The sequence below is a fragment of the Pseudomonas sp. NPDC088890 genome (assembly GCF_044900155.1).
GTDB lineage: Bacteria > Pseudomonadota > Gammaproteobacteria > Pseudomonadales > Pseudomonadaceae > Aquipseudomonas > Aquipseudomonas urmiensis.
The window spans coordinates 226,702-245,364 of record NZ_JBJDNG010000009.1; the positions used below are offsets into that span (position 1 = coordinate 226,702).

Annotated in this window: 17 protein-coding genes; 10 read left to right on the forward strand and 7 right to left on the reverse strand. The window is 63.1% G+C overall.

All coding sequences use genetic code 11. The annotated features are described in order from the left end of the window. Window positions 1-169 precede the first annotated feature (169 nt). Window positions 170-610 carry a cyanase gene (gene cynS / locus ACI2JX_RS19640; protein WP_264232972.1) on the forward strand — a complete coding sequence of 147 codons (441 nt, stop codon included), beginning with the start codon at window positions 170-172 and terminating at the stop codon, window positions 608-610. A gap of 67 nt (window positions 611-677) precedes the next feature. Continuing rightward, window positions 678-1,499: a formate/nitrite transporter family protein gene (locus ACI2JX_RS19645; RefSeq protein WP_404690804.1), complete on the forward strand. Its 822-nt coding sequence runs from the start codon at window positions 678-680 to the stop codon at window positions 1,497-1,499. Between the two features lie 9 nt (window positions 1,500-1,508). On the opposite strand, the gene ACI2JX_RS19650 is transcribed toward ACI2JX_RS19645, so the two are convergent. The 6 genes from ACI2JX_RS19650 to ACI2JX_RS19675 form a co-directional block, all read right to left on the reverse strand. Beyond that, the gene (locus ACI2JX_RS19650; protein ID WP_404690805.1) at window positions 1,509-2,063 is read right to left on the reverse strand and encodes a hypothetical protein; all 555 of its coding nucleotides are present in this window, start codon (window positions 2,061-2,063) and stop codon (window positions 1,509-1,511) included. A gap of 143 nt (window positions 2,064-2,206) precedes the next feature. Then, window positions 2,207-3,484 carry an MFS transporter gene (locus ACI2JX_RS19655; RefSeq protein WP_404690806.1) on the reverse strand — a complete coding sequence of 426 codons (1,278 nt, stop codon included), beginning with the start codon at window positions 3,482-3,484 and terminating at the stop codon, window positions 2,207-2,209. A gap of 40 nt (window positions 3,485-3,524) precedes the next feature. Beyond that, window positions 3,525-4,382 carry a sugar phosphate isomerase/epimerase family protein gene (locus ACI2JX_RS19660; RefSeq protein ID WP_404690807.1) on the reverse strand — a complete coding sequence of 286 codons (858 nt, stop codon included), beginning with the start codon at window positions 4,380-4,382 and terminating at the stop codon, window positions 3,525-3,527. A 63-nt stretch (window positions 4,383-4,445) separates the two neighbouring features. Next, on the reverse strand, window positions 4,446-5,621 hold the full coding sequence (locus tag ACI2JX_RS19665; protein WP_404690808.1) for a dihydrodipicolinate synthase family protein: 1,176 nt from the start codon (window positions 5,619-5,621) through the stop codon (window positions 4,446-4,448). Window positions 5,622-5,635: 14 nt separating this feature from the next. Continuing rightward, complete coding sequence (locus ACI2JX_RS19670; protein ID WP_404690809.1) at window positions 5,636-6,406, reverse strand: 3-ketoacyl-ACP reductase; 771 nt, start codon at window positions 6,404-6,406, stop codon at window positions 5,636-5,638. Then, complete coding sequence (locus ACI2JX_RS19675) at window positions 6,403-7,548, reverse strand: acyl-CoA dehydrogenase family protein (protein WP_404690810.1); 1,146 nt, start codon at window positions 7,546-7,548, stop codon at window positions 6,403-6,405. The genes ACI2JX_RS19670 and ACI2JX_RS19675 overlap by 4 nt, the downstream gene beginning before the upstream one ends. A gap of 186 nt (window positions 7,549-7,734) precedes the next feature. On the opposite strand from ACI2JX_RS19675, the gene ACI2JX_RS19680 reads away from it, so the two are divergent. Beyond that, complete coding sequence (locus ACI2JX_RS19680; protein ID WP_404690811.1) at window positions 7,735-9,246, forward strand: acyl CoA:acetate/3-ketoacid CoA transferase; 1,512 nt, start codon at window positions 7,735-7,737, stop codon at window positions 9,244-9,246. Between the two features lie 59 nt (window positions 9,247-9,305). Here the strand turns inward: ACI2JX_RS19680 and ACI2JX_RS19685 are convergent, their stop codons facing one another. Then, window positions 9,306-9,962 carry a TetR/AcrR family transcriptional regulator gene (locus ACI2JX_RS19685; RefSeq protein WP_404690812.1) on the reverse strand — a complete coding sequence of 219 codons (657 nt, stop codon included), beginning with the start codon at window positions 9,960-9,962 and terminating at the stop codon, window positions 9,306-9,308. Between the two features lie 222 nt (window positions 9,963-10,184). Here ACI2JX_RS19685 and ACI2JX_RS19690 point away from each other — a divergent pair, with 222 nt between their 5' ends. From ACI2JX_RS19690 to ACI2JX_RS19720, 7 genes are all read left to right on the forward strand, one after another. Further along, window positions 10,185-11,702: an aldehyde dehydrogenase family protein gene (locus tag ACI2JX_RS19690; RefSeq protein ID WP_404690813.1), complete on the forward strand. Its 1,518-nt coding sequence runs from the start codon at window positions 10,185-10,187 to the stop codon at window positions 11,700-11,702. Window positions 11,703-11,740: 38 nt separating this feature from the next. Beyond that, entirely contained in the window at window positions 11,741-13,393 is a 1,653-nt protein-coding gene (locus tag ACI2JX_RS19695; RefSeq protein ID WP_404690814.1) for a GMC family oxidoreductase, read from the forward strand. Window positions 13,394-13,705: 312 nt separating this feature from the next. Then, window positions 13,706-14,806 carry a sugar ABC transporter substrate-binding protein gene (locus tag ACI2JX_RS19700; protein ID WP_404690815.1) on the forward strand — a complete coding sequence of 367 codons (1,101 nt, stop codon included), beginning with the start codon at window positions 13,706-13,708 and terminating at the stop codon, window positions 14,804-14,806. 92 nt (window positions 14,807-14,898) lie between these two features. Next, on the forward strand, window positions 14,899-15,843 hold the full coding sequence (locus ACI2JX_RS19705) for an ABC transporter permease (protein WP_404690816.1): 945 nt from the start codon (window positions 14,899-14,901) through the stop codon (window positions 15,841-15,843). A gap of 11 nt (window positions 15,844-15,854) precedes the next feature. Next, on the forward strand, window positions 15,855-17,357 hold the full coding sequence (locus tag ACI2JX_RS19710; RefSeq protein WP_404690817.1) for a sugar ABC transporter ATP-binding protein: 1,503 nt from the start codon (window positions 15,855-15,857) through the stop codon (window positions 17,355-17,357). A 12-nt stretch (window positions 17,358-17,369) separates the two neighbouring features. Then, window positions 17,370-18,317, forward strand: a complete 948-nt coding sequence (locus ACI2JX_RS19715) for an ABC transporter permease (RefSeq protein ID WP_404690818.1) — start codon at window positions 17,370-17,372, stop codon at window positions 18,315-18,317. 27 nt (window positions 18,318-18,344) lie between these two features. Next, window positions 18,345-18,663, forward strand: a 319-nt coding sequence (locus tag ACI2JX_RS19720) for an electron transfer flavoprotein subunit beta/FixA family protein (RefSeq protein WP_404690819.1), incomplete at its 3' end; no start/stop codon positions are given.

Genomic DNA, 18,663 nt, shown 5'->3' on the forward strand with positions numbered 1-18,663 from the left:
TTCGTCAGTGGCGTTCCGATATTTCGTTATTCACGAACTATCGTCAATCCGTGTTTCGCAGTTCGGCGGAAAATATCAATTAATTCAACGGCCTATATGCTCAGTGCAGTTGGCACATCTCTCGCTATAGAGCGTTTAGTCCTAACCGCTAACCCGAGAGATAAACACGATGAACAAAGTTGAAATGCACCACCTGATCATGGCCGCCAAAGCGCGCAAAGGCTTTAGCTGGGATGACCTCAGCGCTGCGGTGGGCAAGGCGCCGGTGTGGTTGGCGTCCGTCTGCTACGGCATGAACAGCGCGCCCCAGGACGTGGCCGCGCATCTGTGCGAGGTGCTTGAACTGGATGCCGAAGTCGCCACGGCAATGACCGCTTACCCGGTCAAGGGCTGGGACCAGGCCATCCCTCAGGACCCATTGATCTATCGCCTGTACGAAGTGGTCGGGGTGTACGGCCCGACCCTTAAAGACGTAATTCAGGAGAAGTTCGGCGACGGCATCATGAGCGCGATCGACTTCTCGATGCATGTCGAAAAAATCGAAGACCCCAAGGGCGACCGCGTGCTGCTGACCCTCAATGGCAAGTTCTTGCCGTACCGCTCCTGGTAATCGATCTGCCATTCTGGCGCCTCAGTGATGGGGCGTCCTTGACCGCTTTGTGCCGAGGGAAACTGCAATGTCCTATCTACTACCCGCTGAGTTCGTCACCAAGATGCTCGATGCCGGCGCCTCGAAGATCCACATGTCGACCCGCGACACCCTGATCCGCAGCTACATGGCTGGCGCCATTCTGGCGCTGGCGGCGGTGTTCGCCGTCACCATCGCGGTACAGACCGGTTCGGCCTTGCTTGGCGCGGTGCTGTTCCCGGTCGGCTTTTCGATGCTGTACCTGATGGGCTTCGACCTGCTTACCGGGGTGTTCATGCTCACGCCCCTGGCGCTGCTGGATAAACGCCCCGGGGTTACGGTGCAGGGCATTCTGCGCAACTGGGGGCTGGTATTTGTCGGCAACTTTGCCGGCGCCTTGACCGTCGCGTTGATGATGGCCTTTGTCTTCACCTATGGCTTCAACGCCTCCCCAGGCGCCGTGGGGGAAAAGATCGCCAGCATCGGCGAGGCGAGGACCTTGGGCTATGAGCAATACGGACTCGCCGGCTGGCTGACGATTTTCCTGCGCGGGGTGCTGTGCAACTGGATGGTGTCGATGGGGGTGGTCGGGGCGATGATTTCCACCTCGGTGAGCGGCAAGGTGATCGCCATGTGGATGCCGATCATGCTGTTCTTCTACATGGGTTTCGAGCATTCGGTGGTGAACATGTTCCTGTTCCCGTCGGCGATGATCATGGGCGGCGGCTTCTCGGTCATGGATTACCTGGTGTGGAACGAGATCCCCACCGTGCTGGGTAATCTGGTCGGTGGCTTGGCGTTCACCGGGCTGACCTTGTATGGCACGCATATCCGCACCGCCGGCAAGGCGGCCCAGGTCATGCGGCCTTAACCGGCGGGGTCAGTCGGTCGGTACGTCGTTGTCGGTTAGCAGGCAAGTGGCGGTGCCGGTCAGGCCGCTGGCATGCACGCTGACGTGGCGTACCGAAAAGCCGGGTTTACCGACCCTCTGCGCCGCAGTCCAGCCATCGCCATTATCTACCTGGTAGCTAATCGCGCCATCGCGGTGCCAGCTCAGGCGCAGGCCGAAGGCGTCATCTTTGTTGGGGGCGCGCAGCACCGCGGCGTCGATGATTGGCTTGGCGCGGTTGAAGGTGCGCAGGTGGAAGCGGCGCTGGTCACTGCCTGCAACCGGATCGCTGGAGAGAAACAAGGTGTCGTCTTCAGCATCGTCTTCGGCGGCGGCGAGAATCACCGAGGGCACCCATTTGGGGCCTGTGTGGTTCTGTTTGATCTTGACCTTGCAGCTCAGTTGGCCTTGCTGGCCGACTGCCTCACGCAGGACGGTTTGGTACCGGCCGTACTCGACGTCGAACTGCAGCTCTTTTTCGTTTGGTGTGCAACCGAGCAACGGGGCGAGGGCGAGCAGCGCCAAGCAGGGTTTGATGCGATTCACTGAAAACGGTCCTTGTCCATCCTGGCGATCTGCCGGGGCGTCAGGCTACCGACGCAGCATAAGCAATGCAAACCCTGCCAAAAGCCAGCAAGGAGTACAGATGTACTCCTTGCGTGACTTTACCTAATGACCGGGTTTGTCGCTCAGGACTGCAACGAGTGGCGCGGTACGGCGGCGGCCTTGCGCATCAGCAGTTGCATGATGACCCAGGTCATCAGGTAGCTGCTGGCACAGACGATGAAGATCAGGTTGTAGCCCAGGCTGAGGTTGCCCATCAGTTTGTAGTGCTCAAGCACAAGACCCACGATGAACGGGAATATCATCCCGCCCAGCGAGCCGGCCGTGCCGCCGATGCCCATGACCGAGGCGACCTGAGAACGTGGGAAGTTGTCTGCCACCGTGGTGAACAAGTTGGCCGACCAGCCTTGGTGCGCTGCCGCTGCCAGGCTCAACAGGCCGACCATGACCCAGAGATTGTCGACATAACTGGAAAAGCCAATCGGCAGCGCCAGTGCCGCCATGATCAGCATGGCGCGGGCACGGGCTTTGTTCACCGACCAGCCGCGACCGATCAAGCGCGAAGACAACCAGCCACCGGCGACGCTGCCGATGGAGGTCGCGCAGTAGACGATCATCAGGGGCAAGCCAAGGTGCTTGAGGTCCAGGGCAAAGCGGCTGGAAAAATACGACGGTAGCCAGAACAACATGAACCACCAGATCGGGTCGGTGAGAAACTTGCCGACCACGAACACCCAGGTCGCCCGCAGCCCAAGCAACGCCCGCCACTTGATCTGCTGGGTCGGTTGCGGCTCGGCATCGGCATTGATGTGGGCCAACTCGGCAGGGCTGATGCGGGTATGCCTGGCAGGGCTACGGTAGAGCCATTGCCAGCACAGTAACCAGACGAAGCCGGTCAGCCCGGTGACGATGAATGCCGCCTGCCAGCCATAGCTTGCCGCCAGCCACGGCACGCAAGCGGGGGCGAGAATCGCCCCGACGCTGGTGCCCGAAGTCAGGATGCCCACGGCCAGGGCGCGCTCTTTACGCGGGAACCACTCGGATACGGCTTTGATCGCTGCGGGAAAGTTGCCCGACTCACCGAGCCCAAGCAGTGCTCGCATGATCAGGAAGCTAAAGGTCGAATGAGCCGCCGCGTGGCCGATCGCAGCCAGGCTCCAGACCACGATGCACAGCGCGTAACCCAGCTTGGTGCCCAGGCGATCGATCAGTTTGCCAAATAGCAACAAACCCAGGGCATACGAGGCCTGGAACGCCACGACCAGGTAGCTGTAGTCGGTCTCGCTCCAATCGAACTGCTGCTCCAGCAGCGGCTTGAGCAAGCCGAGCACCTGGCGGTCGAGATAATTGATGGTGGTGGCGAAGAACAACAGCGCGCACATCTGCCAGCGGTATCGGGACATGGGAGGTTCTCTTTTATTGTTGTTATCAGCCGAAGGCGGCTCAGCAGTGCTGTTGAAGGCGTTGCGCGCAGGTCTTGAGCACCTCGCCAGGTTCGCGTTGCCACCAGTTGTCGCGGGAGAAGATCTCAACTTCGATAGCACCCCGGTAGCCTGCGGCTTCAACGCTGTGGCGCAGGCCACGCAGATCGATCACGCCATCGCCCATCATGCCTCGGTCCAGTAGCAGGTCGCAGGTAGGCACCAGCCAGTCGGACAGGTGCAGACCAAGGATGCGCCGCTGGCTGCCGGCGCGGGCGATCTGCTCGGCGAGCTTGGGGTCCCACCAGCAGTGGTAGGCGTCGATGGCTACCCCCAAGTTATGAAAGCCTTGCGGCTCCAGCGCTTCGCACAGGTCCAGGGCCTGCTCCAGGCTCGACAGGCACGAACGATCGGCGGCATACATCGGGTGCAAAGGCTCGAGCGCCAGCGGCACCGCGTGCTGACGGGCATGTTCGAGCAGCAAACCGATGCCATCGCTGACCTGGCCCCGCGCGGCAGCCAGGTCACGAGAACCTTCGGCCAGACCGCCGACCACCATGACGAAGCATTCAGCTTGCAGCTCGGCAGCTTCCTCGATGGCTTTGCGGTTATCGGCCAGCGCCGCGGCGAAGCCTTCGCGGCTGCTCGCGGTCAGGTAACTGGAGCGGCAGTAGGCATTGACCTGCAAACCGCTGTCGCGCAGCTGACGGCGGGTTTGCTTGAGGTCGCGGCCTTGCAGGTCGCGGCGCCAAGGGGCGATGTGGCCGAAACCGGCGTGGGCGATCAGCTCCAGGGTCTGCTCGAAGGGCAGGCGGTGGCCGAGGGTGGCGGTATTGATCGAGCAGCGGTGCAGCTGATGTTGCAGTGTCGATGAAGGCATGGGCGAGTCACCAGGGCAGGTGGACGAAGGCGAAGCGTCTCGCTGGAGACGCTTCGCGCCGGATTAGGCGTCGACGCCGTACAGCGCCAGCAGGCGTTGCATGCGTGCTACCGCCAAGGCCGGATCAGCGAGCAAGCCGGCCTGATCGGCCAAGCGGAAGATCTCGCAGAAGTACGGCAGCGGGCGCATGGCCTGATGGCCGCCGAGCATCACAAAGTGCTCCTGATGGCCGTTGAGGTAGGCCAAGAACACCACGCCGGTCTTGTAGTACTGGGTGGGGCTGCTGAAGATCAGCCGCGCCAGTGGCAGGGTCGGTTCGAGCAGGCGCTGGTAACTGGCCATGTCGTCCTTGGCCAGGGCTGCCAAGGCGTGGGCGGCGGCCGGGGCGATGGCGTCGAAGATCCCCAGCAGGGCATGCGAGAAGCCGTGCTGGTCGCCAGCGATCAGTTCCGGGTAGTTGAAGTCATCGCCGGTGTACATCTTCACCGATGCTGGCAGGCGTCGGCGCATGAGGATTTCCTTGTCTTTATCGAGCAGGGAGATCTTGATTCCGTCGACCTTGTGCTGGTTTTCATCGATCACTTCCAGGCAGGTCTCCAGCGCCTGCTCGAAGCTGTCGCTGCCCCAGTATCCGGCCAGCGCCGGGTCGAACATATCGCCCAGCCAATGCAGGATCATCGGCTGTTCGGCGTCGGCCAGCACTTTGCGATACACCAGGCGATAGTCGAACGGGGTGTTGGCAACCCGCGCCAGGGCGCGGCTGGCCATCAGGATCATGCGTCCGTCGAGCTTGGCGATGGCATCGCGCTGCTCGGCGTAGGCGCGCACCACATCGTCCAGGCTACGTGCCTCGCTGGCTGGCAACTGGTCGGTGCCGCAGCCGGAGAAGATCACCGCATGGGCGATGTCACGGGTCTCGCCCAGGGTGCGTTCGATCAGCTCGAGCGCGGTGGGCCAGTCCAGGCCCATGCCGCGCTGGGCGGTGTCCATCGCCTCGGCAATGCCCAGGCCTTGTTGCAGCAGGTAGCGGCGGTAGTCGATGGTGCGCTGCCAGTCGATGGCGGCTTTACCACCGACGGCAGTGGCGCTGAAAGGATCGGCCACCACATGGGCGGCGGACAGGGCAATGCGGTTGGCTGGCAGCGGGCTTTGCGGTGCCTGCAAAGGCTCGCCGGTCAGGGTGTAGCGCTGTAGCGGGTGGCCCGCTTGGGCGCTGGGCAAGTTGATGCTCAAGGACATGCGAATCGCTCCAGTCAGAACTTGGGAATCAGCAGGCCGCCGTCCACCGGGACGGCATGGCCAACGGTGTAGGGCAGGGCGCCGGTGGCCATGCTGACCACCACCTGGGCGACGTCCTCAGGCTGGCCCCAGCGCTTGATGGCGGTCAGGCCGCGCTCGATCTCGGCGTCGTAACGGGCCTTGGAGGGGGCGGTCATCTCGGTGGCAATCAGCCCGGGCTGGACTTCGTAAACGCCGATACCCGCATCGGCCAGGCGTACCGCGAACAGCCGCGAGGCCATCGACAGGGCAGCCTTGGAGATGCCGTACTCGCCGCGCAGCACCGACACCGCCTGGGCGTTGGAGGAGGTAATGGTGATGATGCTGCGCTGCGCCGTGGCGGTGGTTCGAGTGAGCAGGCGCCGGGCAAATGCCTGGGTCAGGAAGAACGTGCCGCGGGTGTTGATCTGCTGGCAGCGGTCGTAGCTCTGCGGCGTGACCTCAAGCAGATCACCGCGTGACAGCACCGATACTCCGGCGTTATTGACCAGGCAGGTGAGCGCGCCGATGGCCTGCTCGGCAGCGTCGAGCAGCGCCTCATGCTGCTCGATGGCAGCAATGTCGCCAGCCAGGGTGACGGCGCGGGCGCCAAGCTGCTTGGCCAGCGCCGCGCTTTCTTGCAGCGCGTCATCCTCTTGTAGGTCGAGCAGGGCCAGGTCGAACCCGGCTTGCGCCAGGCCGACGGCGATGGCCCTGCCAATCCCGGCCCGGGCGCCGGTGACCAGTGCGGTTGGGCGAATGCTCATGCGCGCGCCCCCTGGTTGAACAGCTCACGGGCGATGATAGTGCGTTGGATCTGATTGGTGCCTTCGTAGATCTGGGTGATCTTGGCATCGCGATACAGCCGCTCGACCTCAAAGCCGCGAATGAAGCCACTGCCACCGAACAGCTGCACGGCATTGGCAGTCTGGGCAACGGCGACATCGGCGGCAAAGCACTTGGCCATCGAGCAGGCGATGGTGGCATTGTCGGCGCGATCCAGCCGGTCGGCGGCATCGAGCACCAGCAGGCGGGCGGCGCGAATGTCCTTGGCCATGTCGGCGAGCATCCATTGCAGGCCTTGGTTCTCAGCAATCGGCTTACCGAACTGTTTGCGCTGCGGCACATACTCCAGCGCCGCTTCCAATCCCGCTTGGGCGATGCCCACGGCCAGCGAGGCGATGCCGACCCGGCCCTTGTCCAGCGCACTCATCATGATGTGGAAGCCACGCCCTTCGACGCCCAGCAGGGCATCGGCCGGTAGCTCGACATTGTCGAAGTTCAGCCCGCCGACCTGTGAGGCGCGCTGGCCCATCTTGTGCTCCTTCGGCCCTTTGGACACACCTGGCAGGTGGCAGTCGACGATGAAGATGCTCATGCCGCGCTTGCCTGCGGCCGGGTCGGTACGGGCCAGGACGAACGCCAGGTCGGCCACCGGGGCGTTGTGAATCCACAGTTTCGAGCCGTTGAGTAACCAGCCGCTCTCGGTGCGCACGGCGCTGGTGCGGATGCCGGAGACGTCCGAGCCGGCCTCGGCCTCGGTGATGCAGTAGGCCGGATGCTGTTCAGCGCGCAGCAGTGCCGGCAGGTAGCGCTGGCGCTGTTCGGCGGTGCCATGCACTGACAGCAGGGTGCCGATCAGCTCGAGCAGGCCGCACTGGTCGGCGACCGAGGCGTAGCCGCGCGATAGCTCTTCCATGACCAAGGCGTAGGCGATGGTATCCAGGCCAGCACCGCCAAAGCTGTCGGGCACGGTAATGCCGAACAGGCCGAGCTCGCCCATCTGCCGGTACAGCGCGGCGGGGAAGCTTTCGTCATGGTCGAGCTTTTCTGCCATGGGACGAATGGTCTGGTCGGCAAAGCGTCGGGCAAGGTCCTGAATCTGCAGGTGGATTTCAGAAAGCTGCATTGTTTTTTTCCTTTCTGGGGGCGGCGAGGGCGCATCGCCGGGTGGTTGTGTTCTGTTTCGGGCTGGACTAAAGTGCGCTCAAGTAACCAACCGGTTATTTATTTAAAGCGTCCTTTCAGAACGCGTCAAGCACTCTCTTGCAAACCCGGATTCGCCCGCGACCCGGCAAACGATGAGGAAAAAACAATGAAAATAAGCTGTACGTCAGCCGCCGCCGTGGCCAGCCAGATTGCCGATGGCGCCACCCTGGCCATCTGCGGTTCGGGCACCTTGCTGGAGCCCGATGCGCTGCTGGCGGCCATCGAGGCGTCATTCTTGCGCAGCGGTCACCCGCGTGACCTGACCCTGGTGCATGCCCTGGGCATCGGCGATGGGCGGGGCAGCGGCCTGGAGCGTCTGGCCCACAAAGGGCTGGTGCGCAAGGTGATCGGCGGCCACTGGAGTTGGTCGGCGAAGATGCAGGCGCTGGCGCGCAACAATGAGATCCAGGCCTACAGCCTGCCAGCCGGGGTGATCATGAGCCTGATGCGCGAGATCGGCGCAGGCCGCCCGGGGCTGATCACCCACATTGGCTTGGGGACCTTTGCCGACCCGCAGGTCGCCGGTGGCAAGTGCAATGCCAGTGCCTGCGAAGACATCGTCGAGCGCGTGCAGATCGATGGCCGGGACTACCTGCGCTACAAGCCCTTCAAGGTCGATGTGGCGATCGTGCGCGGCAGCCTGGCTGACCCCAGCGGCAATATCAGCCTGTGCCATGAGGCCGCCGACCTGGATGCCTACGCCTTGGCGCTGGCGGCGCACAACAGTGGCGGCAAGGTCTACGTGCAGGTACGCGGCCTGAGCGACAGCGCGTTTGTACCGGCGCGCCTGGTGCGTATCCCTGGGGTGTTGGTCGATCAGGTGGTGACCGTGGCGGACCAGCGTCAGTGCGTGGCCGCCGACTACGATCCGGCCATCAGTGGTGAATGCCTGGCGCCTGCGGCGGCCAGTGAACCGCCGATGGTTGACGACATCCGGCGGATCATCGCCGAGCGTGCGGCCAATGAGTTCGTCCCTGGCATGTCCTTGAACTTTGGCTTTGGCATCCCCGGTGGGATTCCGTCGCTGCTCGCCGAGCGCGGCCTGCAGGACAGCTACTGGGGCAGTATCGAGCAGGGCATCCATAACGGCCGGATGATGGGCGGCGCGATGTTTGGCGCGGCGCTGTACCCGCAGGCGATCGTCACCTCACTCGACCAGTTCGACTTCTACAGCGGGGGCGGTGTCGACCTGGCGTTCCTCGGCATGGGCGAGATGGATGGCCAGGGCAACGTCAATGTGTCGAACCTGGGCGGCACCCTGGTCGGCCCGGGCGGCTTCATCGACATTACCCAAGGCGCGCGCAAGGTGGTGTTCTGCGGCGCGTTCGAAGCCAAGGGTCTGGATGTCGCCAAGGTCGGCGATGGTTTGCAGATCGAGCGCCGCGGCGAGGTGCCCAAGCTGGTCGAGCACGTGCGCCACATCACCTTCAGTGGCCCGCAGGCGCTGCGCGCAGGGCAAGAGGTGCTGTACGTCACCGAGCGCGCGGTGTTCCGCCTGGTGGCCGAGGGCATCGAACTGGTCGAAGTGGCGCGTGGGGTGGACATCCAGCGCGATGTGCTCGAGCGCATGGCGTTCACGCCGATTGTGCGTGACGTCAAAGTGGCAGGCCTGGCATGAATCAGGCAGCCCTTCGCGGCGCCAACGATGGCCGAGAAGGGCTGCGCTGGCGCTGCCTGTCAGTCTGGGCGCAGCAGGCCGAGGATGGTCTGCACGTTGAAATCGATCCGCGCCTGCAAGGCTTCAGGCGCCATCAGGTCGAAGCCGTAGATGATCTCGCCGGTGAAGCGGTTGTTCAGGTAGTAGTAGCTGATCGCGGCAATCGAGATGTTCAACTGCACCGGGTCGACTCCGGCGCGGAATACGCCCTGGGCCACGCCGCGCTCAAGGATCTGCGCGACCATCGACACCATCGGTGCATGCATCTGGTGCATTTTTTCTTGCGAGCGCTTCAGGTGCGCGGCTTTGTGCAGGTTCTCGCTGTTGACCAGGGTCAGGAAGTGCGGGTTTTTCAGGTAGTACTTCCAAGTGAATACCACCAACTGCGTGATGGCTTCGACCGGTTCCAGTTCTTCGAGCTTGAGCTTGCGTTCGGCCTGACGAATGTCCTGGTAGGCCGACTCGAGCACCGCTTCGAACAGGCCCTCTTTGTTGCCGAAGTACTCGTAGATCATGCGTTTGTTGGACTTGGCGCGCAGCGCGATGCTGTCGATGCGCGCGCCGGCCAGGCCCAGCTTGGCGAACTCGACCTTGGCGGCATTGAGAATTCGCAGGCGGGTCGCGTCGGAATCGCGGGTGGGTTTTGCAGGGGCCTCTTCGGAGGGTTTTCTGGGCATGTAAAGCGCTCTCCAGAGCTTGAGTACTGTTCTTCCTGGCGCAGCGCGTTAAAAGCCTGCGGCATTCGGGGCAATGAGCTTAGCCGCAGGGGCATAAGGCTGACAAACAGAGCTTATCCCGAGGCTTGCATGTAAACAACTGGTTAGTTATACCTATTGGGTTGGCGGCCCCGTGACGCGAGCGATCGCAGGTGGCGGCCAGATTAAAACGCTGTACTGAGGATGCTTTTCGTGAAGAACAATGACAATACACAACGCCTTGCCCTGCCAGCGCAGCCGCGCCAGTTCGAGATGTTCATCGACGGTCAGTGGACCCGTGGCGCGGCGCTCAAACAGGTTACCCGCTCAAGCCCGGCCCATCAGGTGCCAGTCAGTGTCTATCAATCGGGTACGCTGGACGATGTCGAACAGGCAGTCGCTGCTGCGCGGCGGGCTTTTGACCACGGTCCCTGGGCGAAGTCTGGCGGCGCCTACCGCGCGGGGGTGCTGCTGCGCACCGCTGAACTGATCCGCCAGCACAGCGAAGCGCTGGCCCTGTGCGAAACCCTGGAAACCGGCAAGCCAATTAGCCAGTCGCGTGGCGAGGTGCTGGGCGCCGCCGACATCTGGGAGTACGCCGCCGGCCAAGCGCGAGCACTGCACGGCGATGCGTTCAACAACCTGGGCGACAGCCTGCTGGGTCTGGTGACCCGCGAGCCGGTCGGCGTGGTTGGCTTGATCACGCCGTGGAACTTCCCGTTCTTTATCCTTGCCGAGCGCCTGCCTTTCATCCTGGCGTCTGGCTGCACAGTGGTGGCCAAGCCCAGTGAGCTGACCTCGGGCACCACACTGATGCTGGCTGAGTTGATGCAAGAGGCCGGGCTACCGCAAGGCGTGCTCAATGTGCTAACCGGCTCAGGCTCGTTACTGGGGCAGGCGATCAGCGAACATGCCGAGATCGATATGGTGTCGTTCACCGGCTCCACCGAAGTGGGTCGCCTGACCATGGCGGCAGCCGCTGGCAACATGAAAAAGCTGGGGCTGGAACTGGGCGGCAAGAATCCACAGGTGGTGTTTGCCGACGCCGACCTGGATGCCGCCGCCGACGCCATCGTCTTCGGTATCTGCTTCAACGCTGGGCAATGCTGCGTCAGCGGCAGCCGCTTGCTGGTCGAGCGCTCGGTGGAGCAGGCGTTGACCGAAAAGGTCTGCGCCTTGATCGGCAAAGTGCGCATCGGCGAGCCACTGGAGGAGGGCACGCAAGTCGGCTCGATCACCGAAGCTCGCCACTTGGAGCGGGTACTGGGCTACATCGAGCAGGGTCGACGCGAGGGCGCGCGGGTCGTGTGCGGTGGTCAGCGGATCGAGTCGGCAACCGGCATGTACCTGCAGCCAACGGTGTTTGCCGATGTCACGCCGCAGATGGTCATTGCCCGTGAAGAGATTTTTGGCCCGGTGCTGACTATTACCGCCTTCGACGATTTCGAGCACGCCATGGCGTTGGCCAACGACACGCCGTTTGGCCTGGCCGCGAGCATCTGGAGCCGGGATCTGCAGACAGCGTTACAGGCGATGCGGCAAATCAAGGCTGGCCGGGTCTGGGTCAACACCACCATTGCCGGTGGCCCGGAGCTGCCTTCCGGTGGTTTCAAGCAGTCGGGCATTGGTCGCGAAACCGGGCGTTACGGGGTCGAGGAGTACACTGAACTGAAGTCCGTGCACGTGCAAATGGGTGCGCGTACTCCATGGGTCAACGCCTGATCGCCGACAGCAGTACAACAAGACTGGAGATAACAAGAATGTACGATTATGTCGTTATCGGCGGTGGCTCCGCCGGTTGTGTACTGGCGGCGCGGCTGAGCGAGCAGGCCGAGGTGCGGGTGTTGCTGCTGGAGGCTGGCCCTGCCGATAGCAATCCTTACATCCACATGCCGGTGGGCTTTTTCAAGATGACCGGCGGGCCGCTGACCTGGGGCTTTGACACCGTCGCCCAAGGCACCATGAACAACCGCTCGGTGCTCTACCCACAAGGCCGGGTATTGGGCGGTGGCGGATCGATCAATGCCATGGTCTATACCCGTGGCAATGCCAAGGATTACGACGATTGGGAGCAGGAGGAGGGCTGTCGTGGCTGGTCCTTCCGCGAGGTGCTGCCGTATTTTCGCAAGGCCGAAGACAACGAACGCCTGGCCAATGAATACCATGGCACCGAGGGGCCACTGGGGGTGTCTGACCTGATCACCGTGAATGAGCTGACCAAGGCCTTCATCCGCTCGGCGCAGGAAGCCGGCATCCCCTACAACGCCGACTTCAACGGCGCCCGCCAGGAAGGCTGTGGCGCTTACCAAGTCACTCAGCGCGGCGGCCGCCGCTGCAGCGCTGCCCAGGGCTATCTGGCCAAGGTTCGCCAGCGGCCGAATCTGACCATCCAGACCGATTGCCTGGTCACCCGTATCCGCATCGAAGACGGCCAGGCCACAGGGGTGGAATACGTTCAGGGCAGCGGCTCGCGTGAGGTGCGCTTTGCTGCGGCCGAGCGTGAAGTAGTGGTAGCCGCAGGCGCCATTGGCTCGCCGAAGGTGCTTATGCTCTCCGGGGTCGGGCCGGCCGAGGAACTGTCGCGCTTAGGCATCGAGGTCAAGCAGGACCTGCCTGGCGTCGGCCAGAACCTGCAAGATCATTTCGACATCGATATCGTCTACGAGCTCAAGGGCACGCAGAGTCTGGACAAGTACGCCAAGCCGCACATGATGTTGATGGCCGGGCTTGAGTACAAACTGTTCAACAAGGGGCCGGTGACCTCCAACATCGCCGAGGCCGGGGCTTTCTGGTACGGCGATTCGCGCTCCAGCACGCCGGACCTGCAGTTCCACTTCCTGCCGGGTGCCGGGGTAGAAGCCGGCATTCCTCCAGTGCCATCGGGCGCAGGTTGCACTCTTAATTCCTACTTCCTGCGCCCACGCAGCCGCGGCAGTGTACGCCTGCGCAGTGCCGATCCGTTGCAGTCGCCGCTGATCGATCCCAACTACATCAGCGATCCTTACGACCTGCATGTGTCGGTCGAAGGGGTCAAGCTCAGTCGCGAGATCATGGCCCAGCAGTCATTGAGCCGCTACATCAAAGCCGAGCACTTCCCAGGCGACAGCGTCCGCACTCAGGCCGACTACGAAGATTATGCCCGGCGCTGCGGGCGCACCGGCTACCACCCGGTCGGCACCTGCAAGATGGGCATCGACGCCATGGCGGTGGTCGACCCGCAGCTGCGGGTGCGCGGCGTGCAGCGGCTGCGGGTGGTGGACTCATCGGTGATGCCACGTCTGGTGAGCTCCAACACCAACGCGCCGTCGATCATGATCGCCGAGAAGGGCGCTGACCTGATTCTGGGGCGTAGCTTGGCGCCGTCTGAAGTGCAGGTGCGCGCTGAGCGCAGTGCCCTCGACAAAGCGCTCTGAAAAGGACGGATAGCAGCACAACAGCTATCCGTGGCGGCTAGATGACCTTAGGTGGCAGTGCAGGCAACGCTGTCGCCTCTTCGCGGGCAAGCCCGCTCCCACAGAGACTGCAAAACTCTCGGGCACAGCGCGCGGTCCTGTGGGAGCGGGCTTGCCCGCGAAGAGGCCCGCAAGCGCACTACAGCCCACAGCTTCTGAAGTCGTTTGCCACCCTGCAGCGATTAGTGATTGCATCCGCGCTGGCTTAGATTTATAAATAACTAGTTGGTTACAAGAATTACAATAACCCGGTGCCTTGCACCCGGAGGCCGTATGAATAACAACAACGATTGCGCCTGCCTTGGCGACATCAGCCGCCGCAAGCTGTTGCTCGGTGCCGCCAGCCTGGCCGGTGCCGGTGCCGTCGCGGCAATGATGCCCAGCATGCTCTGGGCACAAACCACGCTGACCTTTTCCAACTCCTTTCGCTCGCTGACCAATCCCTACCACGCGATCTTCAACCGCGGCGGCCAGGCCTATGCCGCCAGCCAGAACCTGCCGTATTCGCCGCTGGTCACCGAGGGCAACAGCCAGAAGGGCATCGCCGACATTCGCGCGCTGATCGCCAAGACCGAAGGCAACCTGATCCTCAACATCGAGCCGAACGACTCCGCCGATGCCCGCGCGGTGATCGAGCAGTGCGTCAAGGCTGGGGTCTATGTGACCACGGTGTGGAACAAGCCAGACGACATGCACCCCTGGGACTACAGCCCGTACTGGGTGGCGCATATTTCCGAGGATGGCCAGGCGGTGGGCGAGGCGGTGGCGACCGAACTGTTCGAGGCCATGGGCGGCCAGGGCGGCATCGTCGCGCTGGGTGGCATCCTCAGCAACGTCGCGGCCATTGGCCGGCGTAGTGGCCTTGAGGCGGCCTTGAAAAAGTACCCCGGGATTACCTTGCTCGATTACCAGCCCGCCGACTGGAGCGCCAATAAGGCGTTTCCCATCGTGCAGTCGTGGCTGACCCGCTTTAACAGCGACATCAAGGGCATCTGGTGCGCCAATGACGACATGGGCATGGGCGCGCTGGAGGCCCTGCGTGGTGAAGGCCTGGCCGGGATGATTCCGGTGGTCGGCATCGATGGTATCGAGCAGGCGGTCGAGGCGATTCGTACCGGCGAGTACATCGCCACCACCAGCCTTGACCCGTATTGGCTCGGCAGCATGGGCCTGGCCCTGGGGCATGCGGCCAAGACCGGGCGCATCGATCCGGCCAAGGAGCCGCACGAACATCGCGAGTTCTACGTGCGACCGCAGCTGGTCACCAAGGCCAATGTCGAGGCGTTCTATGCCAGCAACTTCAAGTCCACGCCTGTAGTGGACCTGAACGATTTCTGGGGACGGGTCGCCGGGCCTATTCGCTACAGCTCCTAGCCCAGCTGATACGCACATTCGGCCAGCACGCGGCAGACCTGCCCTACTGCTTGCCGAGGTTTTCCTACTGCCTGTTTTTCGGAGTTATCGTCATGGCCCGCCTGCGACGGTTTTCATCGTTGATTGTCTTGCTGCTCATCGGCCTGCTCATTGGCTCGATCAATACCAATTTCTTCGACCCCATGAACCTGGTGCGCATCGCCACCGCCTGTTCGATCCCCCTGCTGATGGCCCTGGGGGGGATGTTCGTGATCCAGATGGGCAGCATCGACCTGTCCGTGGAAGGGGTGGTCGCCGTGGCTGCGGTGTGTTTCGCCCTGTTGGTTGGCAACAACCTCAACAGCCACGCGCTTGGCTTGTGGGCGTTGCCCCTGGCGATTTTGGTCGGTGCCCTGACTGGGCTGGTCAATGGCCTGCTGCAGGTCAAGCTGCGTATCCCATCATTCATGGCCACGCTGGGCGTGGGGTTCGTCGGTATTGGCCTGGCTACCGCGCTGCTGCAGGGCAACACCGTACGCGTGCTGGATATGGATGTGCGCGCGATCGCCCTGTATCGCCTGCTCGGCCTGCCGCTGTCGGTGTGGGTGGTGGTGCTGGCGCTGGGCGTCGCCCATTTCGTTAGCCGGCATACCGTGCTCGGTCGCCACGCGCTGGCCATCGGTGGCGGTGAAGACCTGGCGCGGCTCAATGGCATCAATGTCAACCGCACGCGCATCTGCATCTTTGCCCTGGCGGGTGCCTTCTATGGCCTGGCGGCGATTCTTGCAGTGGCGCAGTTCGGCCAGGGCCATGCGTTGATTGCCCAGGGCCAGTTGTTCACCGCGATTACCGCCATTGTGGTCGGCGGCGCCTCGCTGGCCGGCGGCAATGGCAGCCCCCTGGGCACCTTGTTGGGCGTGCTGATCGTGATTGTGGTGAGCAACGGCATGGTGCTGATGGGCGTTGCGCCGTATGTCCAGCAGGGCGTGCAGGGGGTGTTGATCATCGCTGCCGTCGCCATTGCCCTCGACCGTGCCAAGGCACGGGTCGTCAAGTGAGGAAGCCCGTCATGCTCACCCTGAACAATGTCACCAAGCGTTTTAATGGCGTTACCGTGCTCAAGGGCATCAACCTTGAGGTGCGCAAGCATGAAGTGGTCGGTTTGATCGGCGAGAACGGTGCCGGCAAGTCGACCCTGATGAAGATCCTCACCGGCGTCTATCAACCCGAGGAAGGCCACCTTGAACTCGATGGTCAGCCCATCGTGCTGGACAGCCCGCGCGGCGCGACCGCACAAGGCATCGCCATGGTCTATCAGGAACAGTCGATCCTGCCCAACCTGTCGGTGGCGGAAAACCTGTTCATGGGCCGCGAGGACGAGTTCTCGCGTTTGGGTTGGTTGAACTGGCAAAAGCTCCACCGCGCAGCTCGGCTGCAGTTGGCCAAGGTCAATCTTGATCTCGACCCCGGCACGTTGTGCAGTGAGCTGAGCTTCAGCCAACGGCAGATGATCGAGCTGGCCAAGGCCTTGGCCCTGGAAGAGCGCTGTCAGGGCCACTTGGTAATCCTGCTCGACGAGCCGACTTCGGTTCTGGAACAACGCGAGATCGACACGCTGTTTCGTCTGGTACGCCAATTGAAGTCGCGCGCCTCGTTCATCTTCGTCTCCCATCGCCTGGATGAGCTGCTCGAGCTCAGCGATCGGGTCTATGTGATGAAAGATGGCGAGGTGGTTGCGCAGATGCCAGCCGCCGAAGCCTCCAAAGAGCGCTTGCACAGCTTGATGGTCGGCCGCTCGCTGCAGGCTGAGTTCTACCGGGAGTCGCTGCAAAAACCCTGCTTGCCCGACGTGACCCTGGTCGTGCGCGGGCTGGCCCTGCAGGGCAGCTTTGCCAGCCTCGACTTCGATCTGCACCGTGGCGAGATTCTCGGCATCGCCGGGGTGATTGGCTCAGGCCGTGAAGAGCTGTGCCGGGTGCTGGCAGGGCTGCTGCCCAGAAGCAGCGGCGAGATCCAGGTCCACGGCAAGCGCCTGAGCAGTGCCGGCCCGGGCGCGGCGATTCGCGCCGGGATCGGCTACATCCCGCGCGAGCGCAAGATCGAAGGCATCGTCTCGATGCTTAGCGTGGCGCAGAACATGACCCTGGCGCGGATCAACCAGGTGACCCGTGGTGGGCTGCTCGACGAGGGGCGCGAGCGCGCCATCGCCGAGGATTGGATCACACGCCTGCGCATCAAGACCCCTGGGCCGGATGCGTTGCTGCAAAACCTCAGCGGCGGCAACCAGCAGAAAGTGGTGTTGGCCAAGTGGCGCAATGCCGGCTCTAGCATCCTGATCCTCGACCATCCCACCCGCGGCCTGGATGTCGGCGCCAAGGAGGACGTCTACCAGCTGATCAGGGAGATCACCGAGCAGGGCGTGTCGGTGATCCTCACCGCCGACACCCTGGAGGAAATGATCGGCCTGAGCCATCGCATCCTGGTGATGCGCGACGGCGAGATGGCGCAGTCCTTCGAGTGCCTGCCAGGGGCCAAGCCCGAGCAGGTTGAACTGATCCAGTACATGGTCTGAGAGAACACAACGATGCCTATCATCCTCAACGGTTTTCGCACCCAGGCGCCCTTGCTGGCTCTGGTCGTGCTGGTCGCACTGATCGCCGGCTACGACCCCGGCTTTATCCATCCCGGCGCCGTGCTCGGGTTGCTGGCCGATACCGCCACGCTGTTCATCATGGCGACCGGCATCACCTTCGTGCTGCTGATCGGCGGCATCGACCTGTCGTCCCAGGCCGTGGCGTCAATGGCCAGCGTGTTCGTCGCGCTGCTGCTGCCAGGGTTCGGGCCTTGGGCGTTTGCCCTGGGCATCCTGGCGGGTGTGGCGGCCGGTGCGTTGAGCGGTGTGCTACATACCTGGCTGCGCATCCCGTCGTTCATCGTCACCCTGGCCATTGGCGGGGTGGTCACCAGCTTGACCATGCTGGCCTCCAGCAACCGCACCATCAACATCGATGGCGCGCAACGTGACGCCTGGTTCGGCTGGGTGACCGGACAGAGCGCCGGGATCCCCAACGAAGTGCTGGTGGCGGCTGTGGTCCTGCTGCTGTGCATCTTCCTCCAGCGCAAGACGCCGTTCGGCCGCTTCGCCAACGCCGTGGGCGCAGGCGAACCGGCGGCGTGGGCCTCGGGGGTGAACGTCAACCGGATCAAGATCATGACCTTTGCCCTGTCCGCCGGGTTGGCGGCGTTGTCCGGGCTGATCATGGCCGGTCGGCTGTCCAGTGGCTCGCCGACCTTGGCCAACGAGTTCCTGCTGCCGGCGATCGCCGCCGTGCTGGTCGGCGGTACCGCGCTGACCGGTGGCGTGGGCAGCGTCTGGCGCACCTTGGTCGGTGCCTTGCTGGTGTCGGTGGTGCGTATCGGCATGACGTTCGTTGGCATCAGTGTGTTTGCCCAGCAGATCGTCTTCGGCGTGATCTTGATCATCGCCGTGGCCTTCACCCTCGATCGTTCAAAACTTCCCATCGTCAAGTAACCCATCCCTAAAGGTGGAATCACAGCAATGAAAGTCCTTGTGTCAATCAAACGAGTGGTCGACTACAACGTCAAGGTGCGGGTCAAGGCGGACCAGTCCGGCGTCGACCTGGCCAACGTCAAGATGTCCATGAACCCCTTCTGCGAAATCGCCGTGGAACAAGCCGTGCGCCTGAAAGAGCAGGGCATAGCGAGCGAGATCGTCGCCGTGACTGTCGGCCCGAGCGCCTCCCAGGAGCAACTGCGCACCGGGCTGGCGCTGGGTGCTGATCGCGCCATCCTGGTCGAGACCAGCGACGAGCTGAACTCGCTGGCCGTGGCCAAGGCGCTCAAGGCCCTGGTCGACA